Annotated in this window: 22 protein-coding genes and 1 riboswitch; of the genes, 9 read left to right on the plus strand and 13 right to left on the minus strand. The window is 71.1% G+C overall.

Annotation, left to right across the window (positions count from 1 at the left end):
• Nucleotides 1-196 precede the first annotated feature (196 nt).
• The 7 genes from ACIF6L_RS17750 (at nucleotide 197) to ACIF6L_RS17780 (ending at nucleotide 9,933) form a co-directional block, all read left to right on the plus strand.
• Complete coding sequence (locus ACIF6L_RS17750; RefSeq protein WP_329489547.1) at nucleotides 197-1,480, plus strand: extracellular solute-binding protein; 1,284 nt, start codon at nucleotides 197-199, stop codon at nucleotides 1,478-1,480.
• A gap of 88 nt (nucleotides 1,481-1,568) precedes the next feature.
• The gene (locus tag ACIF6L_RS17755) at nucleotides 1,569-2,594 is read left to right on the plus strand and encodes a sugar ABC transporter permease (protein WP_329489548.1); all 1,026 of its coding nucleotides are present in this window, start codon (nucleotides 1,569-1,571) and stop codon (nucleotides 2,592-2,594) included.
• On the plus strand, nucleotides 2,591-3,418 hold the full coding sequence (locus ACIF6L_RS17760) for a carbohydrate ABC transporter permease (RefSeq protein WP_329489549.1): 828 nt from the start codon (nucleotides 2,591-2,593) through the stop codon (nucleotides 3,416-3,418). Before ACIF6L_RS17755 ends, ACIF6L_RS17760 begins: the two co-directional genes overlap by 4 nt.
• 6 nt (nucleotides 3,419-3,424) lie before the next feature.
• Complete coding sequence (locus tag ACIF6L_RS17765) at nucleotides 3,425-4,978, plus strand: glycoside hydrolase family 3 protein (protein ID WP_329489550.1); 1,554 nt, start codon at nucleotides 3,425-3,427, stop codon at nucleotides 4,976-4,978.
• A 436-nt stretch (nucleotides 4,979-5,414) separates the two neighbouring features.
• Entirely contained in the window at nucleotides 5,415-6,713 is a 1,299-nt protein-coding gene (locus tag ACIF6L_RS17770; RefSeq protein ID WP_396488559.1) for an extracellular solute-binding protein, read from the plus strand.
• 209 nt (nucleotides 6,714-6,922) lie between these two features.
• Complete coding sequence (locus ACIF6L_RS17775; protein WP_359803214.1) at nucleotides 6,923-7,981, plus strand: SIS domain-containing protein; 1,059 nt, start codon at nucleotides 6,923-6,925, stop codon at nucleotides 7,979-7,981.
• Nucleotides 7,982-8,412: 431 nt separating this feature from the next.
• Nucleotides 8,413-9,933 carry a PAS domain-containing sensor histidine kinase gene (locus ACIF6L_RS17780; protein ID WP_329489553.1) on the plus strand — a complete coding sequence of 507 codons (1,521 nt, stop codon included), beginning with the start codon at nucleotides 8,413-8,415 and terminating at the stop codon, nucleotides 9,931-9,933.
• Between the two features lie 477 nt (nucleotides 9,934-10,410).
• On the opposite strand, the gene ACIF6L_RS17785 is transcribed toward ACIF6L_RS17780, so the two are convergent.
• Complete coding sequence (locus ACIF6L_RS17785) at nucleotides 10,411-10,662, minus strand: WhiB family transcriptional regulator (protein ID WP_014138019.1); 252 nt, start codon at nucleotides 10,660-10,662, stop codon at nucleotides 10,411-10,413.
• Nucleotides 10,663-11,031: 369 nt separating this feature from the next.
• Nucleotides 11,032-12,003, minus strand: coding sequence for a diacylglycerol kinase family protein (locus ACIF6L_RS17790; protein ID WP_329489554.1), 972 nt, complete (start codon nucleotides 12,001-12,003; stop codon nucleotides 11,032-11,034).
• A gap of 50 nt (nucleotides 12,004-12,053) precedes the next feature.
• Between ACIF6L_RS17790 and ACIF6L_RS17795 the strand changes: the two genes are divergently transcribed.
• The gene (locus ACIF6L_RS17795; protein ID WP_329489555.1) at nucleotides 12,054-12,482 is read left to right on the plus strand and encodes a hypothetical protein; all 429 of its coding nucleotides are present in this window, start codon (nucleotides 12,054-12,056) and stop codon (nucleotides 12,480-12,482) included.
• Nucleotides 12,483-12,525: 43 nt separating this feature from the next.
• Here the strand turns inward: ACIF6L_RS17795 and ACIF6L_RS17800 are convergent, their stop codons facing one another.
• The 8 genes from ACIF6L_RS17800 to sodN all read right to left on the minus strand — a co-directional run bounded on the left by ACIF6L_RS17800 (nucleotide 12,526) and on the right by sodN (nucleotide 18,946).
• On the minus strand, nucleotides 12,526-13,533 hold the full coding sequence (locus ACIF6L_RS17800; protein WP_329489556.1) for an RNA polymerase sigma factor SigF: 1,008 nt from the start codon (nucleotides 13,531-13,533) through the stop codon (nucleotides 12,526-12,528).
• Between the two features lie 155 nt (nucleotides 13,534-13,688).
• A complete protein-coding gene (locus ACIF6L_RS17805; RefSeq protein ID WP_093860582.1) occupies nucleotides 13,689-14,099 on the minus strand; it encodes an anti-sigma regulatory factor in 411 nt (136 codons plus the stop codon).
• 301 nt (nucleotides 14,100-14,400) lie between these two features.
• Nucleotides 14,401-14,877: a GNAT family N-acetyltransferase gene (locus tag ACIF6L_RS17810; RefSeq protein ID WP_359835004.1), complete on the minus strand. Its 477-nt coding sequence runs from the start codon at nucleotides 14,875-14,877 to the stop codon at nucleotides 14,401-14,403.
• A 9-nt stretch (nucleotides 14,878-14,886) separates the two neighbouring features.
• Nucleotides 14,887-15,270, minus strand: coding sequence for a nuclear transport factor 2 family protein (locus ACIF6L_RS17815; protein WP_329489558.1), 384 nt, complete (start codon nucleotides 15,268-15,270; stop codon nucleotides 14,887-14,889).
• 67 nt (nucleotides 15,271-15,337) lie between these two features.
• Nucleotides 15,338-16,333: an ABC transporter substrate-binding protein gene (locus tag ACIF6L_RS17820; RefSeq protein WP_396488403.1), complete on the minus strand. Its 996-nt coding sequence runs from the start codon at nucleotides 16,331-16,333 to the stop codon at nucleotides 15,338-15,340.
• Between the two features lie 9 nt (nucleotides 16,334-16,342).
• Complete coding sequence (locus ACIF6L_RS17825) at nucleotides 16,343-17,152, minus strand: ABC transporter ATP-binding protein (protein WP_396488405.1); 810 nt, start codon at nucleotides 17,150-17,152, stop codon at nucleotides 16,343-16,345.
• A complete protein-coding gene (locus tag ACIF6L_RS17830) occupies nucleotides 17,152-18,216 on the minus strand; it encodes a FecCD family ABC transporter permease (protein ID WP_396488561.1) in 1,065 nt (354 codons plus the stop codon). Before ACIF6L_RS17830 ends, ACIF6L_RS17825 begins: the two co-directional genes overlap by 1 nt.
• Nucleotides 18,217-18,330: 114 nt before the next feature.
• Nucleotides 18,331-18,449, minus strand: a riboswitch (cobalamin riboswitch).
• A 101-nt stretch (nucleotides 18,450-18,550) separates the two neighbouring features.
• Nucleotides 18,551-18,946, minus strand: coding sequence for a superoxide dismutase, Ni (gene sodN, locus ACIF6L_RS17835; protein ID WP_063347853.1), 396 nt, complete (start codon nucleotides 18,944-18,946; stop codon nucleotides 18,551-18,553).
• A 184-nt stretch (nucleotides 18,947-19,130) separates the two neighbouring features.
• Between sodN and sodX the strand changes: the two genes are divergently transcribed.
• A complete protein-coding gene (gene sodX, locus ACIF6L_RS17840; RefSeq protein WP_359803320.1) occupies nucleotides 19,131-19,571 on the plus strand; it encodes a nickel-type superoxide dismutase maturation protease in 441 nt (146 codons plus the stop codon).
• A 12-nt stretch (nucleotides 19,572-19,583) separates the two neighbouring features.
• Here the strand turns inward: sodX and ACIF6L_RS17845 are convergent, their stop codons facing one another.
• The 3 genes from ACIF6L_RS17845 to ACIF6L_RS17855 all read right to left on the minus strand — a co-directional run bounded on the left by ACIF6L_RS17845 (nucleotide 19,584) and on the right by ACIF6L_RS17855 (nucleotide 22,056).
• On the minus strand, nucleotides 19,584-20,174 hold the full coding sequence (locus ACIF6L_RS17845) for a CGNR zinc finger domain-containing protein (protein WP_329489562.1): 591 nt from the start codon (nucleotides 20,172-20,174) through the stop codon (nucleotides 19,584-19,586).
• Nucleotides 20,175-20,284: 110 nt separating this feature from the next.
• Nucleotides 20,285-21,085 (minus strand): amino acid ABC transporter ATP-binding protein, encoded by an 801-nt coding sequence (locus ACIF6L_RS17850; protein ID WP_329489563.1) that lies wholly within the window; start codon nucleotides 21,083-21,085, stop codon nucleotides 20,285-20,287.
• Entirely contained in the window at nucleotides 21,082-22,056 is a 975-nt protein-coding gene (locus ACIF6L_RS17855) for an amino acid ABC transporter permease (RefSeq protein WP_329489564.1), read from the minus strand. The genes ACIF6L_RS17850 and ACIF6L_RS17855 overlap by 4 nt, the downstream gene beginning before the upstream one ends.
• Nucleotides 22,057-22,059: the final 3 nt, after the last annotated feature.

A 22,059-nucleotide genomic window follows, 5' to 3' on the forward strand; every position in this document is an offset into this window, starting at 1 on the left:
TCCGGATCGGTCTAAGAGCCGTTGACAGGCCCATTGGTCTAGGCCAAGCTCCAGGCATCTGGTCTACACCACTAGATCGGTAACTATGAATCCCCCCACCCGTTCGATGGGGTCCGCGGCACCTTTCCTCCCGCTTTATGTGGGTCTGCCGCTGCCACCCGACGGGGGTCACTCAGGCATCCCTCAGGAGGATGGCGTGAAGCGTCAGCTCATCGCGGCGGTCGGCGTCGCAGCAATGGTCGTCGGCCTGGCGGCTTGTGGTTCGGACGCCAAGAGCGACGGCGACAAGGCCGGCTCGTCCTCGTCCGCCGCCAAGAACTACAGCGGCAAGACGCTCAAGGTGTGGCTGATGTCCGGCTCGGCCCCCAAGGGCTGGGACGACGCGGTCAAGACCGAGTTCGAGTCCACCTACCCGGGCTCCAAGGTCGAGTACCAGATCCAGGAGTGGACCGGCATCGGCCCCAAGGTCACCGCCGCGCTGTCCGAGGGCTCGGTCGACGTCCTCGAGGTCGGCAACACCCAGACCGCGGGCTACGCGGCCACCGGTGGTCTCCTCGACATCACCAAGGACAAGGCCGCCCTGGGCGGTGCCGACTGGAACGACAACCAGAGCGAGTCCGCGATCCTGGACGGCAAGCAGTACGCCGCCCCGTGGTTCGTGACCAACCGCGTGGTCGCCTACAACAAGGAGATCTGGGGCAAGGCGAACATCACCACGCCGCCGAAGACCCTGGACGAGTTCTACGCCGACCTGGAGAAGGTCAAGGCCGTCCCCGGCGTCACCGACCCGATCTACATGCCGGGCCAGGAGTGGTACACCTACTTCGGTCTGCTCACCAGCGAGGGCGGCAAGCTGGCGAAGAAGGACGGCGACAAGTGGGCCGGCGGTCTGTCGACCCCCGAGGCGCAGAAGGCCTTCGACACCTACAAGAAGCTGCAGAGCTACTCGGCCACCGCCGCCAAGGACGGTGACGAGGCCAAGCCGCAGCAGAAGGACGTCTTCGCCAAGGGCGACATCGGCTCGATCATCGGCCTCGGCTGGGAGATCCCGACCGAGAAGGAGATGCCGAAGGAGAAGATCGGCTACTTCCCGCTCCCGGGCAAGACCGCCGACAAGGCCTCCGGCGTGTTCCTCGGCGGCTCGAACCTCGCCATCGCCCAGGCGAGCAAGAACACCGACATGGCCAAGGACTTCCTGAAGATCGCCCTCAACGACAAGAACGAGGGTCTCGTCGCGGGTGCCGGCAGCATCCCGAACAAGAAGTCGCTGGACGACAAGGTGGTCGGCGACTTCGCCGCCGCCGCCAAGGTCGCCGCCTCCTCCGGCGGGATCACCCCGACCACGCCGAACTGGGCGAGCGTCGAGAACAACCCGAACCCCATCAAGGAGTTCCTGACCGGCGCCCTGACCGGTGACTACGCCGCGGCCGCCAAGAAGGCCGACGACGAGATCGCCAAGCGTCTGAACGCCAAGCAGTAGTAGTCGAGCGGCGTCGCTCACCGGCCCCCGGCGGGGGGCCGGTGGGCGGCGCCTGTCCGTCGTGGTCAGGTTCCAGGAAGAGAGAACGATGGCTGTGCATTCGGAGCGGGTGCAGACACAGTCCCCGGACACAGGGAAGGCTGCTGTGGCCACTATTGAGACGAGCGTCGCCGGCGGCGCCGAGGGCACTCCGAAGAAGAGCACCAGAACAGCGGGCGGACCGGGCTTCGGCACGCGGTTCGCCCCGTACCTGCTGCTGCTGCCGGCCACCGTGGTGACCCTGGGCCTGCTGGGCTGGCCCCTGCTGAAGACCGTGCTGGTCTCGTTCCAGAACCTGAACGCGCGCCAGCTCGTCCAGCACCTGACCGAGTGGAACGGCTTCGAGAACTACACCGAGCAGCTGACCAACGCCGACTTCTGGGCGGTCACCGGCCGGACGGTGGCGTTCACCCTGGTCAACGTGGTCCTGATCATGGTCGGCGGTTCGCTGGTCGGCCTGCTGCTCAACCGGCTCGGCAAGAAGATGCGGCTGGTGCTCTCGGTCGGCCTGCTCCTCGCCTGGGCCATGCCGGTGGTCGCCGCGACCACCGTCTACACCTGGCTGTTCGACACCCGCTTCGGTGTCGTGAACTGGTTCCTGGACCAGCTGGGCTGGCACTCGATGGCCGCCTACAACTGGACCGGCAGCCAGTACTCCACCTTCTTCGTGATCATCCTGCTGATCGTCTGGGGCTCGATCCCCTTCGTGGCGTTCAACATGTACGCCGGTCTGACGACCATCCCGAAGGAGCTCTACGAGGCGGCCCGGATGGACGGCGCCGGCCCCGCCAAGATCTTCACCTCGGTGATCTTCCCCAGCCTGCGGCCGTTCTTCCTGGCCACGACCTTCCTTGAGGTCATCTGGGTCTTCAAGGCCTTCACCCAGGTCTACGCGATCAAGGCGGGCGGTCCCGACTCGCTCACCCGGACGCTGCCCGTCCACGCCTTCCTGGAGGGTTCCGGCGCCCAGCACTACGGGACCGGCGCCGCGATCGCGGTGCTCACCATCCTGATGCTCGGCGTGCTGATGGCGTACTACTTCCGGATCATTCTGAAGCAGGAGGACGAGCTGTGAGGCGCTCGCTCATCGGACGTACCTGGCCGAACGTGATCGCGCTCGTCCTCTTCGTCTTCTTCATCTTCCCGGTCTACTGGATGGTCATCACGGCCTTCAAGGACGACAAGGACATCGTCAGCCGGACGCCGGTCTTCCTGCCGATCCACGCGACGTTCGACCACTTCACCACGGCGGTCAACGCGCCCAAGTTCTGGACGTACGTCACCAACAGCTTCACGGTGACGGTCGTCGCGGTGCTGATCTCGCTGGTGATCGCGACCCTGGCGTCCTTCGCCATCGCCCGGATGCGGTTCCGCGGCCGCAAGGCCTTCGTCCTGGTCGTGATGGCGGCGCAGATGGCGCCCTGGGAGGTCATGACCATCGCGGTCTACCTGATCGCCCGCGACAGCGAGATGCTGAACAGCCTGGTCCCGCTGACCGCCTTCTACATGATGATGGTCCTGCCCTTCACCATCTGGACGCTGCGCAGCTTCATCGCCGCCGTCCCGAAGGAGCTGGAGGAGTCGGCGATGGTGGACGGCTGCACCCGCACCCAGGCCTTCGTGAAGGTGATCTTCCCGCTGCTCGCCCCGGGTCTGATGTCGACCTCGCTGTTCGGCTTCATCACCGCGTGGAACGAGTTCCCCCTGGTCCTGATCCTGAACAAGACCGAGGGGCAGACCCTGCCGCTCTGGCTGTCCTCGTTCCAGACCAACTTCGGCACCGACTGGGGTGCCACCATGGCCGCCTCGACGCTGTTCGCCCTCCCGGTGCTGATCCTCTTCGTATTCCTCCAGCGCAAGGCCGTCGGTGGCTTGACCGACGGTGCAGTGAAGGGCTGACGCGACGTGAGCATCCTTGTCCCCACCCTCCCGGCCAGCGACCAGCTGCACCGTGACGCGCTGACCGTCCTGCAGCCCGGCTTCGTCGGCACCGAGCCCCCGGAGTGGGTCCGCCGCCACCTCGCGGCCGGCCTCGGTTCGGTCGCGCTCTTCGACCGCAACGTCACCGGTCTCGACCAGCTGTCGGCGCTCACCAGGGCGCTGCGCGAGGAGAACCCCGACCTCCTGATCGCGATCGACGAGGAGAGCGGCGACGTCACCCGACTGGAGGCCGGCTCCGGCTCCTCCTGGCCGGGCAACTTCGCCCTCGGCGCGATCGACGACCCGGCGCTGACCCGCGACGTCGCCCGCGAGCTGGGCCGCGCGCTGGCGGCCGCCGGCGTCAACTACAACTGGGCGCCCACCGCGGACGTCAACTCCAACCCGCGCAACCCGGTGATCGGCGTCCGCTCCTTCGGCGCCGACCCGGAGCTGTGCGCCCGGCACACCGCGGCCTGGGTCGAGGGCCTGCAGTCGGCCGGCGTGGCCGCCTGCTCGAAGCACTTCCCCGGGCACGGCGACACCGCGGTCGACTCGCACCACGGCCTGCCGGTGATCGACGTCGACCTGGCGACTCTGCGCGCCCGCGACCTGATCCCGTTCCAGGCCGCCATCGCGGCCGGGACCAAGGCCGTGATGACGGCCCACATCATGATTCCGGCGCTCGACCCGAAGCTGCCGGCCACGCTCAGCCCCCGCGTGCTGCGCGACCTGCTGCGCGCGGCCCCGGCCGACGGCGGCCTCGGCTACCAGGGCCTGATCGTCAGCGACGCGATCGAGATGGGCGCCATCGCCGACACCTTCGGCATGGGCGAGGGCACCGTCCTGGCCCTGGCGGCCGGTGCGGACGCGATCTGCGTCGGCGGCGGGCTGGCCGACGAGGACACCGTGCTGCTGCTGCGCGACGCCATCGTGGCGGGCGTGCGGGCCGGCAAGCTCCCGGAGGAGCGGCTGGCCGAAGCCGCGGACCGGGTGCGCGCGCTCGGCAGCTGGGGCCGGATCGCGGCCCAGGGCGAGCGGCTGGAGCCCGATCTGGCGGTCGGCCTGCGGGCCGCCCGCCGCGCGCTGCGGGTGGTCCGGGCACCGGGCCGGGAGGCCCTGCCGGTGACCGAGCGCCCGTACGTGGCCTCGTTCTCCGACGAGCCCAACATCGCCGTCGGCGCGGTGACCCCGTGGGGCGTGGCCGACATGCTGGCCGACCGCTTCCCCGGCACCCGCACCCGGGAGGTCGGTCCGAAGGACGCCGCCCCGGAGCAGCTGGACGCGCTGGTCGCCGAGGTGGTGGCCGGCGCCGAGGGCCGTCGCCTGGTGCTGGTGGTCCGCGACGCGCACCGCTACGCCTGGATGTCCGCCGCGCTGTCCCGGCTGGTGGCGGCCCGCCCGGACGCCGCGGTGGTCGAGATGGGCCTGCCGCAGTCCGAGCCGGTCGGCGCGCTCCACATCGCCACCCACGGCGCCGCCCGGGTCTGCGGACTGGCGGCCGTCGAGGTGCTCACCGGCCAGTCGGGAGCGATCGGCTGAGGTCCCGTCGGACCGTGACCCCGGGGACCGGGAAGGCTTCCGCGAACGGGCCCGTCATGCGCATGGCGCATGACGGGCCCGTTCCGTTTTCCCGCCGTTGGCCCTGCGGCGTTCCCAGATGACGGTGTTCCCTCAAATCAGCCTTAAGACAGCCTTAAGTTCTACTTAGGGTGATGACGTCGCAACTGATCGCCACGGGCTACAACAGGTCTGCAACGTCCTTGTCGGCCTGGCCATTTGGCGTTGACACCGCCAGTGGTCTAGGCCAGGCTCCAGTCCATCCGGTTCGAACTTCAACCTCACCGGATGTGGTATAGGCCCTTCCTGAAGCACTTCGCCGTCCCCGCCCGGATCCCTCCCGGCGGACGCGCCATCACGCTGCCGGCGGGCACAGGCTCTAGCACCCTCGGAGGATGGCGTGAAGAAGCGTCAGCTCATGGCGACGTTCGGGATCCTGGCGCTCGCCGCCGGATTGACGGCCTGTTCCTCGGGCGGCTCGCCCTCGGGGGACGGCAAGGCCGCCACGGCGGACCCGAAGTCCGCCACCGGCACGGTCACCGTCTGGCTGATGGACGACGCCCAGAAGAACTGGCCGGACCTCGTGCAGCGGGTGAACGACGAGTTCGCGGCGAAGTACCCCAACGTCACCCTGCGGCTCGCCTACCAGGGGTGGGCCGACAAGGTCGGCAAGCTGGACAAGGCGCTCGCCGAGGGCAACGCCCCCGACGTGGTGGAGCTCGGCAACACCGAGACCATGAAGTACGTGCTCGCCGGCGCGCTGGCCCCGGTGGAGCGCTCCAGCTTCGACAACTCGGACGCCTGGATCAAGGCGCTCGCCAACACCTGCACCTACCAGGACAAGCTCTGGTGCGTGCCGTACTACGCGGGCGCCCGGGTCGCCATCTACAACGCGACGGCCTTCCAGGCGGCCACCGGCAGCGCGGAGTTCCCCAAGACCGAGGACGACCTCAAGGCGGCCCTGGACAAGGTCGCGGACAAGAACAAGGCCGACAAGGGCTACTCCGCGCTCTACCTGCCCGGCCCGTACTGGTACGCCGCGATGAGCTACGTCTCCGCGTACGGCGGCGCCATCGCCCGCTTCGACAGCGCCGGGAACTGGCACGGCACGCTCAGCGACCCGAAGTCCCAGCAGGGGCTGAACCACTTCGTCGACCTGGTGCGCAAGTACAACAAGGGCGACCTGGCGGTCAACGAGCAGAACCAGTTCGAGGCGATGGCCCGCGGCCACGCCGGGGCCTTCTACGGCAACGGCTACGAGGCCTCCAGCGTGACCGCGCCGGTCACCGGCGACCCGACCCTCAAGGACGCCGTCAAGCTGGCCACCATGCCCGGCCCGGGCGGCAAGCCGCTGCCGACCTTCATCGGCGGCTCGGACCTCGCCGTCACCGCCAAGTCGCCGTCGGCCGCGCTGGCCACCGACTGGGTCCGGATGTTCACCAGCACCAAGTCCCAGCAGGCGCTGGCGGACAAGGACATCCTGCCGAACAACCTCACCCAGCTGAACCCGCTGAAGAGCAAGCCGGCGACCGCCGCCGCGGCCAACGCGGTGCCGGACGCCTGGTTCACCCCGCTGGCGCCGGGCTGGGGCGCGATCGAGAAGCAGAAGATCCTGCCCGACATGCTCACCGCGATCCTCAAGGGCAACAAGCCGGTGGACCAGGCCGCCAAGGAGGCGGACGCCGCGATCGACCAGCTGATCAACAAGCAGGGCTGAGCCGCGCCGGCGGGGCCGGCGCCCCGGGGAGAGCCCCTTCCGGACCACCGGGAGGGGCTCTCGGATGTGCCGCGCGGAGGAGTCCCCGTACGATTGCCGCAGGAATCACGGAACCACCGCAGCGAGTGTGCGGACTCGCCGCCGTAGAGGTCCTCGCCGGGCATCCCCGTCCGGGCGGGGTCGAACCATCTCATCGGAGGCACATCCTGATGTCCGACCCGCAGACTGCTCCCGTCCCCGGCCGGATCATGGCGGCGGAGATGGCCGAGCAGCCGGCCGTCCTGCGGCGCATCCTCGACGAGGGCGCCCCGAAGATCTTCGACATCGCGGCCCGGATCGCCGCCCGCAACCCTCGCTTCGTCCTGCTCACCGCGCGCGGCACGTCCGACAACGCGGCGCTCTACGCCAAGTACCTGGTCGAGATCCTGCTCGGCAAGCCGGCCGGTCTGACCTCGATGTCCACCACCACCGCGTACGGCGCCAAGCCGGACCTCACGGACGTGCTGGTCGTCACCGTCAGCCAGTCCGGCGGCTCGCCGGACCTCGTCGCCTCCACCAAGGCGGCCCGCGAGGCCGGTGCGATCACGCTGGCGGTCACCAACAACGCCTCCTCGCCGCTCGCCGAGGTCTCCGAGTTCCACATCGACGTGCTGGCCGGCCCGGAGAAGGCGCTGCCCGCCACCAAGACCTACACCGCCGAGCTGCTCTCGCTCTACCTGCTGGTCGAGGGCCTGCGCGGCGGCGACGGCACGGCCGCCCGCGAGCTGCCGGAGCTGGCCGCCGGCATCCTGGCCCGGCAGCCCGAGGTGAAGGCCCTGGCCGAGCGCTACCGCTTTGCCCAGCGCCTGGTCATCACCTCGCGCGGCTACGGCTACCCGACCGCCCGTGAGGCGGCGCTGAAGCTCATGGAGACCACGTACATCCCGGCCTCCCCGTTCTCCGGCGCCGATCTGCTGCACGGCCCGCTGGCCATGGTCGACAACGTCTCCCCGGTCATCGCGATCGTCCCGGAGGGCAAGGGCGGGGAGGCCCTGCAGCCGGTCCTGGACCGCCTGCGCGGCCGCGGCGCGGACCTTGTGGTCATCGGCCAGCGGCAGCAGGTGGACGCCGCCTCGGCGGGCTTCGTGCTGCCGGCCGGCGTACCCGAGGAGGTCCAGACGATCCTGGAGATCCTGCCGCTGCAGCTGCTGGCCTACGAGGTCACCATCGCCCGTGGCCAGGACCCCGACGCCCCGCGCGCCCTGGCCAAGGTCACCGAGACGCACTGAGCGCGGGCGCCACGAACGCCGCACCCCCGTCCACGGGCCGTGGACGGGGGTGCGGCGTTTGAGCGGCCGGAGCGGTCCGCGGGTGTCCCGCCGGGGCGGGGAGCGCCCCCGGCCGGGGGCGGGAAGCACTACGGGCCACGGCGCCGACACGGGACCCTCAACCCATGCGGCACCGCAGCCCGGAGCTGTCGTCGGGCACCGGGACGACCGAGAACTGTGCGGGGTCCTCGCTCGGCGGTATCCGACCGAGGAGCGGCGTCGCGCGGTCAGGGCAGTTGCGCGGCGGCCTCTCCTTGGTGCTCTTTCATTGTGGACTAGACCAATCTGGGTTGTCCAGGGGACCCCGAAAATTGGTCTGGACAACCTGCGGCCACCCGCGCGCGGGCGGGTGCGCCACGTCCGCGCCCGGGACCTGGAGCTACGCTCGCCATGTGCCCTCGCTGAACGAACTCGTCCGCCGCCACACCACCCTGACCGGTGCCGACGTGGACTGGCTCCACATGCTGGTCTCGGAGTGGCAGCTGCTCTCCGACCTCTCCTTCGCCGACCTGGTCCTGTGGATCCCCACCTGGGACGGCATCCGGTACGTCTCGGTGGCCCAGATGCGGCCCAACACCGGGCCCACCTCCTACCAGGACGACATGGTCGGCCACCTCGTCCCGCGCGGCCGCCGGCCCCTGCTCGACGCCGCCTTCGACGAGGGGCGGATCGTGCGCGAGGGCGACCCGGAGTGGCGCGAGGAGGTGCCCGTCCGGGTCGAGTCGATCCCGGTGCGGCGCGAGGGCAAGGTGCTCGGCGTGATCGCCCGCAACACCAACCTGCTGACCGTCCGCACCCCCAGCCGGCTCGAACTCACGTACCTGCAGAGCGCCTCCGACCTGGCCCAGATGATCGCCGCCGGGACGTTCCCGTACCACGGTGTCGAGCAGACCGACATGGACGCCGCCCCCCGGGTCGGCGACGGCCTGATCCGGCTCGACGCCGACGGCATCGTCACCTACGCCAGCCCCAACGCGCTCTCCGCCTACCACCGCCTCGGGCTCACCACCGACCTGGTCGGCAGCCACCTCGGCCGGGCCACCGCCGAGCTGGTCCCGCCCTCGCGGTCGGCGGTGCACGAGGCACTGGTGAAGCTGGCGAGCGGCTGGGCGCCGCGCCAGACCGAGGTCGAGGTGCAGGGCGGGGTGGTGACCCTGCGGGCGATCCCGCTGAAGCCCAAGGGCACCCTGACCGGCTCCCTGGTGCTCTGCCGCGACGTCACCGAGCTGCGGCGGCGCGACCGCGAGCTGATGACCAAGGACGCCACCATCCGGGAGATCCACCACCGGGTGAAGAACAACCTGCAGACGGTGGCGGCCCTGCTGCGGCTGCAGTCCCGCCGGATGGACTCGGACGCCGGCCGGGCCGCGCTGGACGAGGCGGTCCGCCGGGTCGGGTCGATCGCGATCGTGCACGAGACGCTCTCCCAGGCGCTGGACGAGCAGGTCGCCTTCGACGAGATCGCCGACCGGGTGCTGGCCATGGTGATGGAGCTGTCCCAGGACGGCCGGGTGGCGACCCGGCGCAGCGGCAGCTTCGGCATCCTCTCCGCCGAGGTAGCCACCCCGCTGGCGATGGTGCTCACCGAGCTGCTGCAGAACGCGCTGGAGCACGCCTTCGGGCCGTCCGCCTCCGGGAACCTGGAGGTCAGCGCGTTGCGCGGGCGGGCCCCGGCCACCGGCATGGGCTGGTCGGACAGCTGGAACGGCGGCGCCCGGCCGGAGGAGTACCTGCTGATCACCGTGCAGGACGACGGCCGGGGCATGCCGGAGGGCTTCGACCCGCAGCAGGCGGGCAACCTCGGGCTGCAGATCGTCCGGACCCTGGCCACCGGGGAGCTGGGCGGCACCTTCGACATGGTGGCGGGACCGAACGGCGGCACCAAGGTGATCCTGGAGATCCCGGTGCCCTGAGCCGTCCCGGCTCGACGGACACGGCGCGGCACCCGAGGCGCAGTGGAGTGTGTCGGGGGCGTGTACCCGCAACGGGCGCCGGGTGCGCACCTCCGCACCACCGCAGGTGGCGATCGGGAAGCGCCCCGAACGGCGGGTGGCCGCCGCGCGTGACCGGACGCGGAAACAGAAACGAGGCCCTGTCGACCGGGGGGGGTGGGTCGACAGGGCCTCTCAACCCGTTCCGGCCGTCGGGGGGAGTCGGCCGGAACGGGGGCTCTGGGTGATACGACACCTCACCGGTGCGTTGCACACGGTGAGCGCCTCAGCTCCACAATATTGCTCTAAGTGAACAGTATCAAGTGCCTGGGCGGCCCGGTGTCGTCGGACCGTGTCGAGCAAGGCCCTTTGTACGGAAGGCTTCGCCAGGAAGTGCAGGGAAGCCCTTGATCATGTGTTGATCGGCACTGCGGTCACTACTGGTGTTACGGCGTGTGATCAGGCGGTGCGGGCGCGGTTGCGGGCAGCGCGGCGCTTCATCGCGCGACGCTCGTCCTCGCTCATACCGCCCCAGACGCCGGCATCCTGGCCGGTCTCGAGCGCCCACTGCAGGCACTGCTCCATGACCGGACAGCGGCGGCACACGGCCTTGGCTTCCTCGATCTGCAGCAGAGCAGGACCGGTGTTCCCGATCGGGAAGAAAAGCTCCGGGTCCTCTTCGCGGCAGACAGCGCGGTGGCGCCAGTCCATGGTCGTCCAACTCCTCCTGCCGGCGGGGGTGACCCGATCGGCATAATCGATGGCTTGTGAATGTGAACGCTTTCACGAATCCCGCAACAGCAAAAGAGACCAAAGGCCCATCGGGCCCGGGTGGTCTGTGCTGGGGAGGGATTCGGCGATTCGAGGGACACTCCGCGGTCGGCACCCGCCAGGGTCTGTGGTTGCCGTCGCTGCGATGTGTCCCGATCGCCATGTAGAGGTTCGCAAACCTCGGGCCCGGATACAACCCCCTTCAGGGAGGAATTTTTGATTCTTCGGTGTCGCCTAGCTCACAGCCAGTACTTCTATGGAGTGAAGGGGGCTTGTGCGTTCGAGAAGAAGGGAGAACCCTCCTTCCAGTCACACAATCACACGCAGTGCCCGCCGTACGCCTGTGAAACTGACGCGACTCCTGTCTCCAAGGTGGTCCCCGTCCACCTGGAATGGGGCCGGTTCCTGCGAAACCAAGGTGAAGTGCCGAGCGTCGTGGTAGGAGACGACGTGCTTTCCGGACGGGCCGGCAGGGGCGGCGCCATCGGCCGAAGGCGTGTGCGACCGCAGGATCTGACGGACCGTTCGAGCGGTGCCGAACGCGGTCATCCGGGTGATGCCGAAGACATCGAGGTCCGTGTCGAAGGAGGCGAGCGGGGAGGGATAGACCGGGCGGTTGCCCAGGAACGTCCACGGCGAGGTGTTGCTGACTATGGCCAGCACCAGGCCCGGCACCGGCGCCCGGCCCGGCAGTTGCAGGGTGACGGGGCCCGATCGGCGCTGCTCACGCTGGGTGACGTAGTGCCGGAGCGCCTGCCCCACGTAGAGCGCGTGGGTCGACCTGCGCCCCGCTCTGCGCTGCTCCTCCACCCGGCCCACCACGCCCGCGTCGAAGCCGAGGCCGGCGGTGAAGGTGAACCAGCGGTCCGGCAGCCCCTCCGTCATCGCCTTGCCCAGGCCGATCGGCCGCTCCCGGCGCTGGTCCAGGGCGTTCAGCAGGGCCCCGGTGGCCTCCACGGGGTCGTTGGGCAGACCCAGCGCGCGGGCGAACACATTGGTCGACCCGCCGGGCACCACGGCCAGCCGGGGGACCTTCTCGCCCGGGCCGTGCGTCAGCAGTCCGTTGACCACCTCGTTGACCGTGCCGTCGCCGCCCAGGGCCACCACCAGGTCGACGGCGCCGTCCTCGACCGCCTCGCGGGCCAGGTCGCGCGCGTGGCCGCGGTACTCCGTCTGGGCCACTTCCAGCTTGAGGTCGCTGCGCAGGGCATGGATCAGGACATCCCTGGTGCGGCCACTGGTGGTGGTCGCTTTCGGGTTGACGACCAGGAGAGCGCGCATGTGCTCAGCCTACGGGGCGGTACGGACCAACCGGCGGCTACCCTGCTGGAGTGACCGCAGAATCCTCCGCACCCGTACCCGCGCCCGGCGCCGACCGGCCGGCGGCCCTGACCGCGGGCGCCGCCATCACCGCCCTGGAGGGCGCCGCACTCGCCGTCGTCGGCGTCTGGGACATGGTGTCCGCCGTGTCCGGCGACTCCAGGCAGCTCGCGCTGAACGAGTTCGGCGGCCTCGTGATCGTCCTGCTCGGCGTGCTGCCGCTGCTGGCCGCCCGGGCGCTGCTCAAGGGCCGCCGCTGGGGCCGCAGCCCGGCGGTGCTGACCAACTCGATCTGCCTGCCGGTGGCCTACTACATGTGGCAGACCGGCGGCGCCATGGTGGCCGTCGGGGCGGCGATCGGCCTGCTCGGGCTGGCCGGCATCGGCGCCCTGCTCAGCCCGAAGGCGACGACGGCCCTCTACGCTCCGCACGAGGGCTGAGCGCGGAGGGCCGGCGACGGCGGCCGCTGAGCGGCCGTCAGTCCTACTCCTCCACCAGGAGCTTCTCCCGGAGCTGGGCCAGGGTACGGGCCAGCAGCCGGGAGACGTGCATCTGCGAGATGCCCACCTCGGCGGCGATCTGCGACTGGGTCATGTTGCGGAAGAACCGCAGCACCAGGATCTTCTGCTCCCGGGGCGGCAGTTGGGCCAGCAGCGGCTTGAGGGACTCGCGGTACTCGACGCCCTCCAGTGCCTCGTCGGTGGCGCCCAGGGTGTCCGCCACGGCCGGCGACTCGTCGTCGCTGTCGGGGACGTCCAGCGACAGCGTGGAGTACGCGTTGGCGGACTCCAGGCCCTCCAGCACGTCCTCCTCGGAGATCCCCAGGTGCTCGGCCAGCTCGTGCACGGTGGGGGAGCGGCCGTGCCGCTGGGAGAGCTCACTGGTCGCCGTGGTCAGCGACAGCCGCAGCTCCTGGAGCCGGCGCGGTACCCGGACCGCCCAGCCCTTGTCCCGGAAGTGGCGCTTGATCTCGCCGACGATGGTCGGCGTCGCGTAGGTGGAGAACTCGACCCCGCGTTCGTGGTCGAAGCGGTCCACCGACTTGATCAGTCCGATGGTGGCGACCTGGGTGAGGTCGTCCAGCGGCTCGCCCCGGTTGCGGAACCGCCGGGCCAGGTGCTCCACCAGGGGGATGTGCATCCGCACCAGCTGGTTGCGCAGCTCGACGCGCTCCGCGGAGCCCTCGGGCAGCGCGGACAGCCGGACGAACAGGGCCCGGGCCGCCTCCCGGTCCGGCGCCCCCGAACGGTGCGGCGCCTGCGAGGGCACCGCACCGCGCAGCGCCTCGGCCGCGTCGGGCACCGGGGACTCCGGGGCCGCGGACGGCGGCGAGGGCGTGGGCGACGGATCAGACGTCGGCTCGGTCGGCTGGCTCATCCGGTGGGCGTCCTTCGGGTGCGCTTCGTCGTTGGCGGCGAGGCCGGGAACGCTCGCCTGGGTCGGTACGGCAGGGCCCGCCGTCGCGAGGCCGGTACGGTCCAGATCACTCACGGCCATTCCCCCGTTCCGTTCCGGGAGCACCGGGACCTGGGGCGGTCCCGGATTCGTCTCGTTGGTCGTACCGCGTGGTGGGCGGTACCGGGAGCCGTCCGCCGGCCCGGGTGGCGCCGGACGGACGGCTCTTGTTCGGTGCTGCTGTGGCGGCCCTAATGGGCGGCGGACCCGCCGCGCTTCTTGTGCAGGCTGATCGAGACGGTGTTGTCCTCGGCGACCGAGGACTCCACCTCGCCGGCCAGCGCGGAGAGCACCGTCCAGGCGAAGGTGTCCCGTTCCGGGGCACGGCCGTCCGTGGTCGGGGCGGAGACGATGACCTTCAGCGAGTCGCCCACCAGCCGGAACTCGCAGGAGAGGACGGAGCCGGGCACCGCCTGCTGGAGCAGGATGGCGCAGGCCTCGTCCACCGCGATCCGGAGGTCCTCGATCTCGTCCAGCGTGAAGTCCAGCCGGGCCGCCAGCCCCGCCGTCGCTGTTCGCAGCACCGAGAGGTAGGCCCCCGCCGCGGGCAGCCGGACCTCCACGAAGTCCTGTACTCCGGGCTCGCCGTCGATCTGGGACACCCTCACCTCCTGGGTGACGCGCTGTGCTTCCGGGCCGGTGGCCGCGGCACTGTCTGTTGCTTGGCTCAACTGCTTCGCCCCAACTGTCCAGAGGGGTGGTGCGGTACGTACCGGTCATACCCCGGGAGGGGTGGTCGGACGCCGCGCATCCGCCCGAGACGTTACCGCTATCGGTGGGCGGATGTCGCGATCCGGTCCCGCCTTCACGGGAACGAGCGACACCGGGTGCGAGGGTCACTCATGGTAGGCCCTCGCGACGCAGGGTGGCAGCCCCCGGGAGGGACTCGTGGCACCCGGTCGGTCAGCGGGTGCCGGCCGCGGTGAGCGCCGGGCCGGTGAGCCGGTGCACGGTCCACTCGTCCATCTGCACCGCGCCCAGCGACTTGTAGAAGTTGATCGAGGGCTCGTTCCAGTCCAGCACCGACCACTCCACCCGCGAGTAGCCACGCTCGACGGCGATCCGGGCCAGCTCCAGCAGCAGCGCCTTGCCGTGGCCGCCGCCGCGGGCCTGCGGGCGGACGTAGAGGTCCTCCAGGTAGATCCCGTGCGTCCCGCGCCAGGTCGAGAAGTTGAGGAACCAGACCGCGAACCCGACCGGCTCGCCGGTGGTGTCGTCCTCGGCGACCAGCCCGAACACCGCCGGGGCGGCGCCGAACAGCGCCTCGCGCAGCTGTTCCTCGGTGGCGACCGCCTCGTGCGGTGCCTTCTCGTACTCCGCGAGTTCGCGGATCATGGCGTGAATGACCGGGACATCGGTGACTACGGCGGTGCGGATCATGCCACGAGCCTACTTGGCCCGCCCGTCCTCGTCCCAGGCCTGGATCGAGGTCTGGTCGACGATCCGGCCCTCCCGCAGGTCGGCGACCGAGGTGACCAGCACCCGGACCCCGTCGGGATAGCGGCAGGACTCCATGAAGGCGAGGCGGTCGCCGTCCAGGACCACCCGCTCCAGCGTGTGGCGCGTCTCCCGGCCGTAGACGTCGTTCAGCAGGGCGCCGATCTCGTCCCGGCCGTGCACCACCAGCGGGTGGCTGGGCTGGGTCTCGCGGTCGACCACGCGCAGTTCGGCGTCGTCCGCGTACAGCGCCAGCAGCGCGTCGGCGTCGCCGCGCTCGATGCCCTCGCGCAGCACGCCGGTGTCGAAGGCGGACGGCGCGGCCATGGTGCTCATGTTCTCGCTCCTCCGGTCGGTTCCGTCGGCTCGTACCTCCGAGCGTACGCCCGCCCCCCACCGCGGCTCAGCCGGCCGTCACACCGCGCAGGTGGGCCGCGAGCGCGGTGATCGCGGCCGGGTTGCGCGGACTCTCCACCAGGTCGACGTAGTCCAGGACGAAGATCCGGCCGTTGCGGACGGCGGAGACGCCGGCCAGCGGCGGGAAGGACGTGAGGAACTTCCGCTTGGCCTCGGCGTCCGGGGAGCCGTAGTTGTTGATCACGATCACCTCGGGGTCGCGCTGGACCACGCTCTCCCAGCCCACGGTGGTCCAGGAGTCGGCGAGGTCGCCCATCACGTTCTCCCCGCCGGCCCTGGCGATGATCTCCTGGGGCGCGGCGAACTTCCCCGAGGTGTACGGCTTGTCCTCGCCGCTGTCGTACAGGAAGACGCGCGGCCGGCGCTCGGGCCGCGGGACGGCGGCGACCTGCGCCCGGAAATCGGCGATCAGCGCGTCGGCCCGGTCCCGGACGTCGAAGATCTCGCCCAGGTTGGCCAGGTCGGTGTAGAGCGCGTCCAGCGGGGACATCACCCCGCGCTCGGGGCCCTTGCCGCTGCGGCAGGACTCGCTGAGCACGTACGAGCCGATGCCGAGACCGGCCAGCGCCTGCGGGGTGAAGCCGCCGGCCTCGTCGAAGCCGTAGTGCCACCCGGCGAAGACCAGGTCGGCCCTCGCCTCCAGCGCGATCTCCTTGGTGATCTGCTGCTTGGAGAGCCACCTGGTCTGCTGGTAGCCGTCCTTCCAGGCCACCTTGTCGACCTGGCCCTTGTCGTCGGGCATCACGTAGCCGGCCATCCGGTCGGCCAGGCCGAGCGCGAACATCAGCTCGGTGATGCCCACGTCGTTGGTCACCGTCCGGGCCGGCTTCCGCTCGAAGGTGACCTTCGTACCGCAGTTGTCGACGGTCACCGGGTAGTGGGCGGAGCCGGCGGCGGCGTCCCCGGCGGGGGCGATCTCGGCGCCGCAGGCGGTCAGCGCGAGGGTGAGCAGGGCGGCGGTGGCAACGGCCTTGGTACGCATGGGGTTTCCTCAGCAGGGGGAGTCGGCGGAGTCGGCGGGGCCGGGGGAGGTCCGGCCGAGCCGGTCGAAGAGCAACTGGACGGCGCCGGTCCCCGGGTGCTTCACGGGCGTCGCGCGGACGCCGAACACCTCGGCCAGCAGGGCCGGCTCCAGGACCTCGGCCGGCGGTCCGGAGGCGACGATCCGGCCGGCCGCGATGACGTACAGCAGGTCGCAGTGGCCGGCCGCCAGATTGAGGTCGTGCAGGGCCGTGAGCACGGTCGTACCGGCCTCCCGGACCAGCGCCAGCACCTCCAACTGGTGGGCGATGTCCAGGTGGTTGGTGGGCTCGTCGAGCACCAGCACCCGGGGCTCCTGGACCAGCGCGCGGGCGATCAGCACCCGCTGCTTCTCGCCCCCGGACAGGCTCAGGAAGCCGCGCCCGGCCAGGTGGTCCGCGCCCACCCGCCGCAGGGCGCGGGCGCACCGCCCGGTGTCCTCGGCGGTCGGCCGGGCGAAGCCGCCGCGGTGCGGCAGCCGGCCCATGCCGACCACCTCGGCCACCGTGAAGTCGAACTCGGCGGAGTGCTCCTGCGGCAGCGCGGCCACCCGCCGGGCGGCCTCGCGGGCGGCGAGCGCGTGCAGGTCCTCGCCGTCCAGCCGGACGGCGCCGGCGGCCGGGCGCAGCGCCCGGTAGACGCAGCGCAGCAGGGTCGACTTGCCGCTGCCGTTGGGCCCGACCAGGCCGACCACCTGCCCGGCGGCGGCGCCGAGGGTGACGTCGTGGACCAGCCGGGTGCCGGCCAGGTCCACCGAGACGCCGTCGAGGGCGAGATCCATCAGCGGCCTCCGAAGGTGTAGCCGCGACGGCGCATCAGCAGCAGGAAGCAGGGCACCCCGAGGACGGCGGTGACCACCCCGACCGGCAGCTCGGCCGGCGCCAGCAGGGTGCGCGAGACGATGTCCACCCAGACCAGCAGCAGCGCCCCGGCGAGCGGCGCGACCAGCAGCACCCGGCGGTGCCCGGCGCCGACCAGCATCCGGGTCAGGTGCGGCACCATCAGGCCGACGAAGCCGATCGCGCCGCTGACCGCGACCACGGTGCCGGTGACGGCGGCCGTCACCACGAACAGCTCGCGGCGCAGCCGGTCGCCGTCCACCCCGAGCGAGGCCGCCGTCTCGTCGCCCATGGCGAGGGCGTCCAGCCGCCCGGCCGCGCCGGCCAGGTAGGCGAGACCGGCCAGCACGGTGGCGGCGGCGATCGGGACGGACCCCCAGGTCGCCCCGCCGAGGCTGCCGAGCAGCCACATCATGGCGCTGCGGGCGGCCTCACCGCGCGCGGCACCGAACACCATCAGCGCTGTCACCGCCGAGAACCCGTAGGACATCGCGGTACCGGTCAGCACCAGCCGCAGCGGGGTGAGCCCGTACGCCGTCCGGGCGGCGGCGTACACCAGGACCATCGCCAGCAGGGCGGCGGCGAACGCGGAGACCGAGATCGCCCAGACTCCGAGCGAGGCGAACGCGCCCAGCAGCAGCACGGCGTTGGCGCCGACCGAGGCGCCGGAGGAGATGCCCAGCACGAACGGGTCGGCCAGCGCGTTGCGGACCATCGCCTGCACCGCGACCCCGGTGGCCGCGAGCCCGGCGCCGACCACGGCGGCCAGCACCGTGCGCGGCAGCCGGATCTCCCAGACGATCGCGTACGCGGCGGCCTCCCCGGCGTCGAGCCGACCGCCCGTCAGTCCGGCGCCCAGCAGCCGCAGGACGCGGGCCCAGCCGAGTCCGGAGGCGCCGAGGGCCACCCCGCAGACCAGCGAGAGCAGCAGCGCCGCGAGCAGGCCGGCGGCCAGCGCCGCGGCGGGTATTCGACGGGCCGCCGGTACGGGGGCCGGTGCGGTCACTGCGGTGCTCACGGGCGGCGCGCCTTCGCCTCGGGCCGCGGACGGCAGCGAGGCGGCGCGCCCGGGCACGGAGCTGCCGGGGCGCCATCCCCTCGCAGTCCACGGCGAGTTGTCGGGAGATCGGCGTCCCAGGGCGATCGGGCTCGCGGGCACAGGGCTCCGCCCACCGTTGCGGGTCAGCGCCGGATTCACACCGGACTTCTCCCTCGGACGCCCTGGCAGCATAACAAGCGCCGGGCCAGAGCGACCCTTACCGGGTTCGCGCGCGCGAAAACGCGCGACCGCCCCTGTCCGGCGCTGCGGACGGGGGCGGTCGGCGGTGCCTGATCGGTGATCAGGCCTGCTTGGTCTCCCAGAAGATCTTGTCGACCTCGGCGATCAGGTCGAGCAGGGCCTGGCCGGTGGCCGGGTCCGTCGACGCCTTGGCGGCCGAGGCGGCCTTCAGGGTGTCGTTGATCAGCTGGTGCAGCTGCGGGTACTTCTCGAAGTGCGGGGCCTTGAAGTAGTCGCTCCACAGCACCGAGATGTGGTGCTTGACGGCCTCGGCGCGCTGCTCCTTGATGATCAGGGCGCGGGTGCGGAACGCCGGGTCCTCGTTGGCCTGGTACTTCTCCTGGGTGCCCTTGACCGACTCGGCCTCGATCCGGGCCTGCGCGGGGTCGTACACGCCGCAGGGGAGGTCGCAGTGGGCGTGGGCGGTGGCGCGCGGTGCAAACAGACGAGAGAACATGGGAGTCCTTCCTTAGATCGTCTTCCCGCGAGCGAGATTACCCTTCCGGGCACCGGGTTTCGCGGCCGGGCGGCGGGCCTAGGGCAAAAGGCGGAGCCGGAACCGGGCCAATTCGGGCATCGGCCGCGGACGGCCCGTACGGCAGACTGGACGCGGCGAGCCGGGAGGAGCAGGCGTGGCGCGGATGACGGAACCGGAGGGCGGCACCCCGGGGGGTGGCGCGCCGTTCGGGCTGATCGACGTGGCGGGGCCCTCGATGGTGCCGACCCTGCGCGAGGGCGACCGGCTCCTGGTCAGGTACGGCGCGCGGATCAGACCGGGGGCGGTGGTGGTGTTCCGTCACCCCTTCCAGCAGGACCTGCTGGTGGTGAAGCGGGCCGTCGAGCGGCGGGCCAAGGGCTGGTGGCTGCTCTCCGACAACCGGCCGGTCGACAGTGACAGCCGCAGTTACGGCGCCGTCCCGGACGAGCTGGTGCTCGGCCGGGTGCTGCTGCGGCTGCGCCCGCGCCCGGCCTGGCTGGCCCCGGGGCACCGGCTGGAGCGGCTGCTGCTGGCCGGCCCGCCGGCCCGGATCCCGGGCCTCGCCCGCCGGCTGGGCGTCTGGGTCGACCCCGGCGCCTGGTAGCCGGGGTACCGGTCAGCCCCCGGCCAGGGCCGAGGCGTCCTGGGCCTCCTGCCGCTTGCGGGCCCGGTACGCGGCGACGTTGGCGCGGGTGGCGCACCGGTCGGAGCAGTACCGCCGGGAGCGGTTGGTGGAGGTGTCCAGGTAGGCGTTGCGGCAGGGCGAGGCCTGGCAGATGCCGAGCCGGTCGGCGCCCAGCTCGGTCAGGTGGACGGCCAGTCCCATGCAGGCGACGGCGCTGAAGTGCGCGGTGGCGGTGGGCGAGTTGTCGGCGAGGTGCAGGTGCCAGCGCGGCCGCCCGGCGTCGTCCAGGTAGTCGTGCCCGGAGACCAGTGGGCTGACGGGGTACTCCATCAGCAGGCTGTTCAGCAGGTCGACGCCGCGGATCTCGTCCCCCTCGGCGGCGGCCTCGAACACTCCGCGCAGCCTGGTCCGGACGGCGCGCAGCCGCGGCAGGTCCGACTCGTCGGCGAGCGCGGCGGCCCGGGAGGATTCGGAGAACAGCGACCGCACGGCGTCCACGGAGGTCAGGGTGTCGGTGCCGCGCTCGGGCTCCTCGGTGTTCACCAGCCGAACGGCCCGTTCGGCGTACGAGGCGAGCTCCACGGTGGTCCTTCCAGAGTCGGTAACAGGCTGACTAGCTCCAGCCTATTACCCGGGCGGGGAAAACGTCGGCGCCCGGCAGGACCGGCCTGCCGGGCGCCGTGCCGGTGCGCTCAGAGCACCTTGGAGAGGAACGCGCGGGTGCGCTCGTGCTGGGGGTCGGTGAGGACGTCGCGGGGGTTGCCGGACTCGACCACCACCCCGCCGTCCATGAAGACCAGGGCGTCGCCGACCTCGCGGGCGAAGCCCATCTCGTGGGTCACCACGACCATGGTCATGCCCTCCTCGGCGAGGCCGCGCATGACGTCCAGGACGTCGCCGACCAGCTCCGGGTCGAGCGCCGAGGTGGGCTCGTCGAAGAGCATCAGCTTGGGCTTCATGGCCAGCGCCCGGGCGATCGCGACCCGCTGCTGCTGGCCGCCGGAGAGCTGCGAGGGGTAGTTCTTCGCCTTGTCGGCCAGGCCGACCCGCTCCAGCAGGGCCATCCCGCGGGTCCGGGCGTCCGCCTTGGACTCGCCCTTGACCTGCACCGGCGCCTCGATGACGTTCTCCAGGGCGGTCATGTGCGGGAACAGGTTGAAGCGCTGGAACACCATGCCGATGTCGCGCCGCTTGAGCGCGACCTCGTTCTCCCGGAGCTCGTAGAGCCGGTCGCCCTTCTGCCGGTAGCCGACCAGCTCGCCGTCGACCCAGAGCCGGCCGGCGTTGATCTTCTCCAGGTGGTTGATGCACCGCAGGAAGGTCGACTTGCCGGAGCCGGAGGGGCCGATCAGGCAGAACACCTCGCCCTGCTTGACCTCCAGGTCGATGCCCTTGAGCACCTGGACCGTGCCGTAGGACTTGTGGACGTCCTCGGCGCGGACCATCGGGCCGCCGTTGCCGGCGTCGGCGGGGGTCTTGGTCAGATCGGTCATACGTGACCACCTCCCTCAAGCCCCGGGACCACGTCGGCGGTGGTCTTCGGGGTGGGCTTCCCGGCGAACAGCCTCCGCAGCCGCTGGATCGGCGTGGGCGGGAGCGTCCGGTTGGAGCCGCGGGCGTAGTGCCGCTCGATGTAGTACTGGCCGATGGTCAGCAGCGACGTGAAGAACAGGTACCAGAGGCTGACCACGATCAGCAGCGGGATGTTCTGGTAGTTGCGCGAGTAGATCACCTGGCCGGCCCGGAAGATCTCCTCCAGGGAGATCACGCTGACCAGCGAGGTGGTCTTCAGCATCGAGATGGTCTCGTTGCCGGTGGGCGGGATGATCACCCGCATGGCCTGCGGGAGCACGATCCGCCGCATGGTCTGGAAGCGGCTCATGCCGAGCGCGTGCGAGGCCTCGCTCTGGCCCTCGTCGACCGACTGGATGCCGCCGCGGACGATCTCCGCCATGTAGGCGGCCTCGTTGAGGCCCAGGCCCAGCAGGGCGGCGACGAAGGTCGGGATCAGCACGTTGGTGGACTCGGACCAGAACTCCGGTCCCCACGGTACGCCGATCGAGAGCTTGGCCCAGATCAGGCCGAGGAAGTTCCAGAAGACCAGCTGCACCAGGACGGGCGTGCCGCGGAAGATCCAGATGTACATCCACGCGGTGCCGGAGAGCAGCGGGTTGGGGGAGAGCCGCATCACCGCGAGGATGATGCCGCCGACCACACCCATGATCATGGCGAGCGCGGTCAGCTCCAGCGTGACGAGCATGCCGTGCACGATGCTGTCGTGGAAGAGGTACTTCCCGACGATGTCCCACTTGAAGGCGGGATTGGTGAAGAGGGCGCTCAGCAGCATCGCCGCGAGCAGGGCGATGACGACGGCGCCCGCCCAGCGTCCGGGGTGGCGCACGGGGACGGCCTTGATGGTCTCAGGCCGTCCCTTCGTCGCCTTCCCCTTGTCCAGAGAGTTCACGGT

It is taken from the genome of Kitasatospora sp. NPDC086009, from assembly GCF_044540385.1.
Lineage (GTDB): Bacteria > Actinomycetota > Actinomycetes > Streptomycetales > Streptomycetaceae > Kitasatospora.

Excerpts from the sequence above, each read along its gene's own strand:
- ACIF6L_RS17785 (WP_014138019.1), bottom strand. The coding sequence starts at position 10,662 with ATGGACTGGCGCCACCGCGCTGTCTGCCGCGAAGAGGACCCGGAGCTT.
- ACIF6L_RS17850 (WP_329489563.1), bottom strand. The coding sequence starts at position 21,085 with ATGACCGATCTGACCAAGACCCCCGCCGACGCCGGCAACGGCGGCCCG.
- ACIF6L_RS17825 (WP_396488405.1), bottom strand. The coding sequence starts at position 17,152 with ATGGATCTCGCCCTCGACGGCGTCTCGGTGGACCTGGCCGGCACCCGG.
- ACIF6L_RS17775 (WP_359803214.1), top strand. The coding sequence starts at position 6,923 with ATGTCCGACCCGCAGACTGCTCCCGTCCCCGGCCGGATCATGGCGGCG.
- ACIF6L_RS17810 (WP_359835004.1), bottom strand. The coding sequence starts at position 14,877 with ATGATCCGCACCGCCGTAGTCACCGATGTCCCGGTCATTCACGCCATG.
- ACIF6L_RS17815 (WP_329489558.1), bottom strand. The coding sequence starts at position 15,270 with ATGAGCACCATGGCCGCGCCGTCCGCCTTCGACACCGGCGTGCTGCGC.
- ACIF6L_RS17790 (WP_329489554.1), bottom strand. The coding sequence starts at position 12,003 with ATGCGCGCTCTCCTGGTCGTCAACCCGAAAGCGACCACCACCAGTGGC.
- sodN (WP_063347853.1), bottom strand. The coding sequence starts at position 18,946 with ATGTTCTCTCGTCTGTTTGCACCGCGCGCCACCGCCCACGCCCACTGC.
- sodX (WP_359803320.1), top strand. The coding sequence starts at position 19,131 with ATGACGGAACCGGAGGGCGGCACCCCGGGGGGTGGCGCGCCGTTCGGG.
- ACIF6L_RS17755 (WP_329489548.1), top strand. The coding sequence starts at position 1,569 with ATGGCTGTGCATTCGGAGCGGGTGCAGACACAGTCCCCGGACACAGGG.
- ACIF6L_RS17820 (WP_396488403.1), bottom strand. The coding sequence starts at position 16,333 with ATGCGTACCAAGGCCGTTGCCACCGCCGCCCTGCTCACCCTCGCGCTG.
- ACIF6L_RS17770 (WP_396488559.1), top strand. The coding sequence starts at position 5,415 with ATGGCGACGTTCGGGATCCTGGCGCTCGCCGCCGGATTGACGGCCTGT.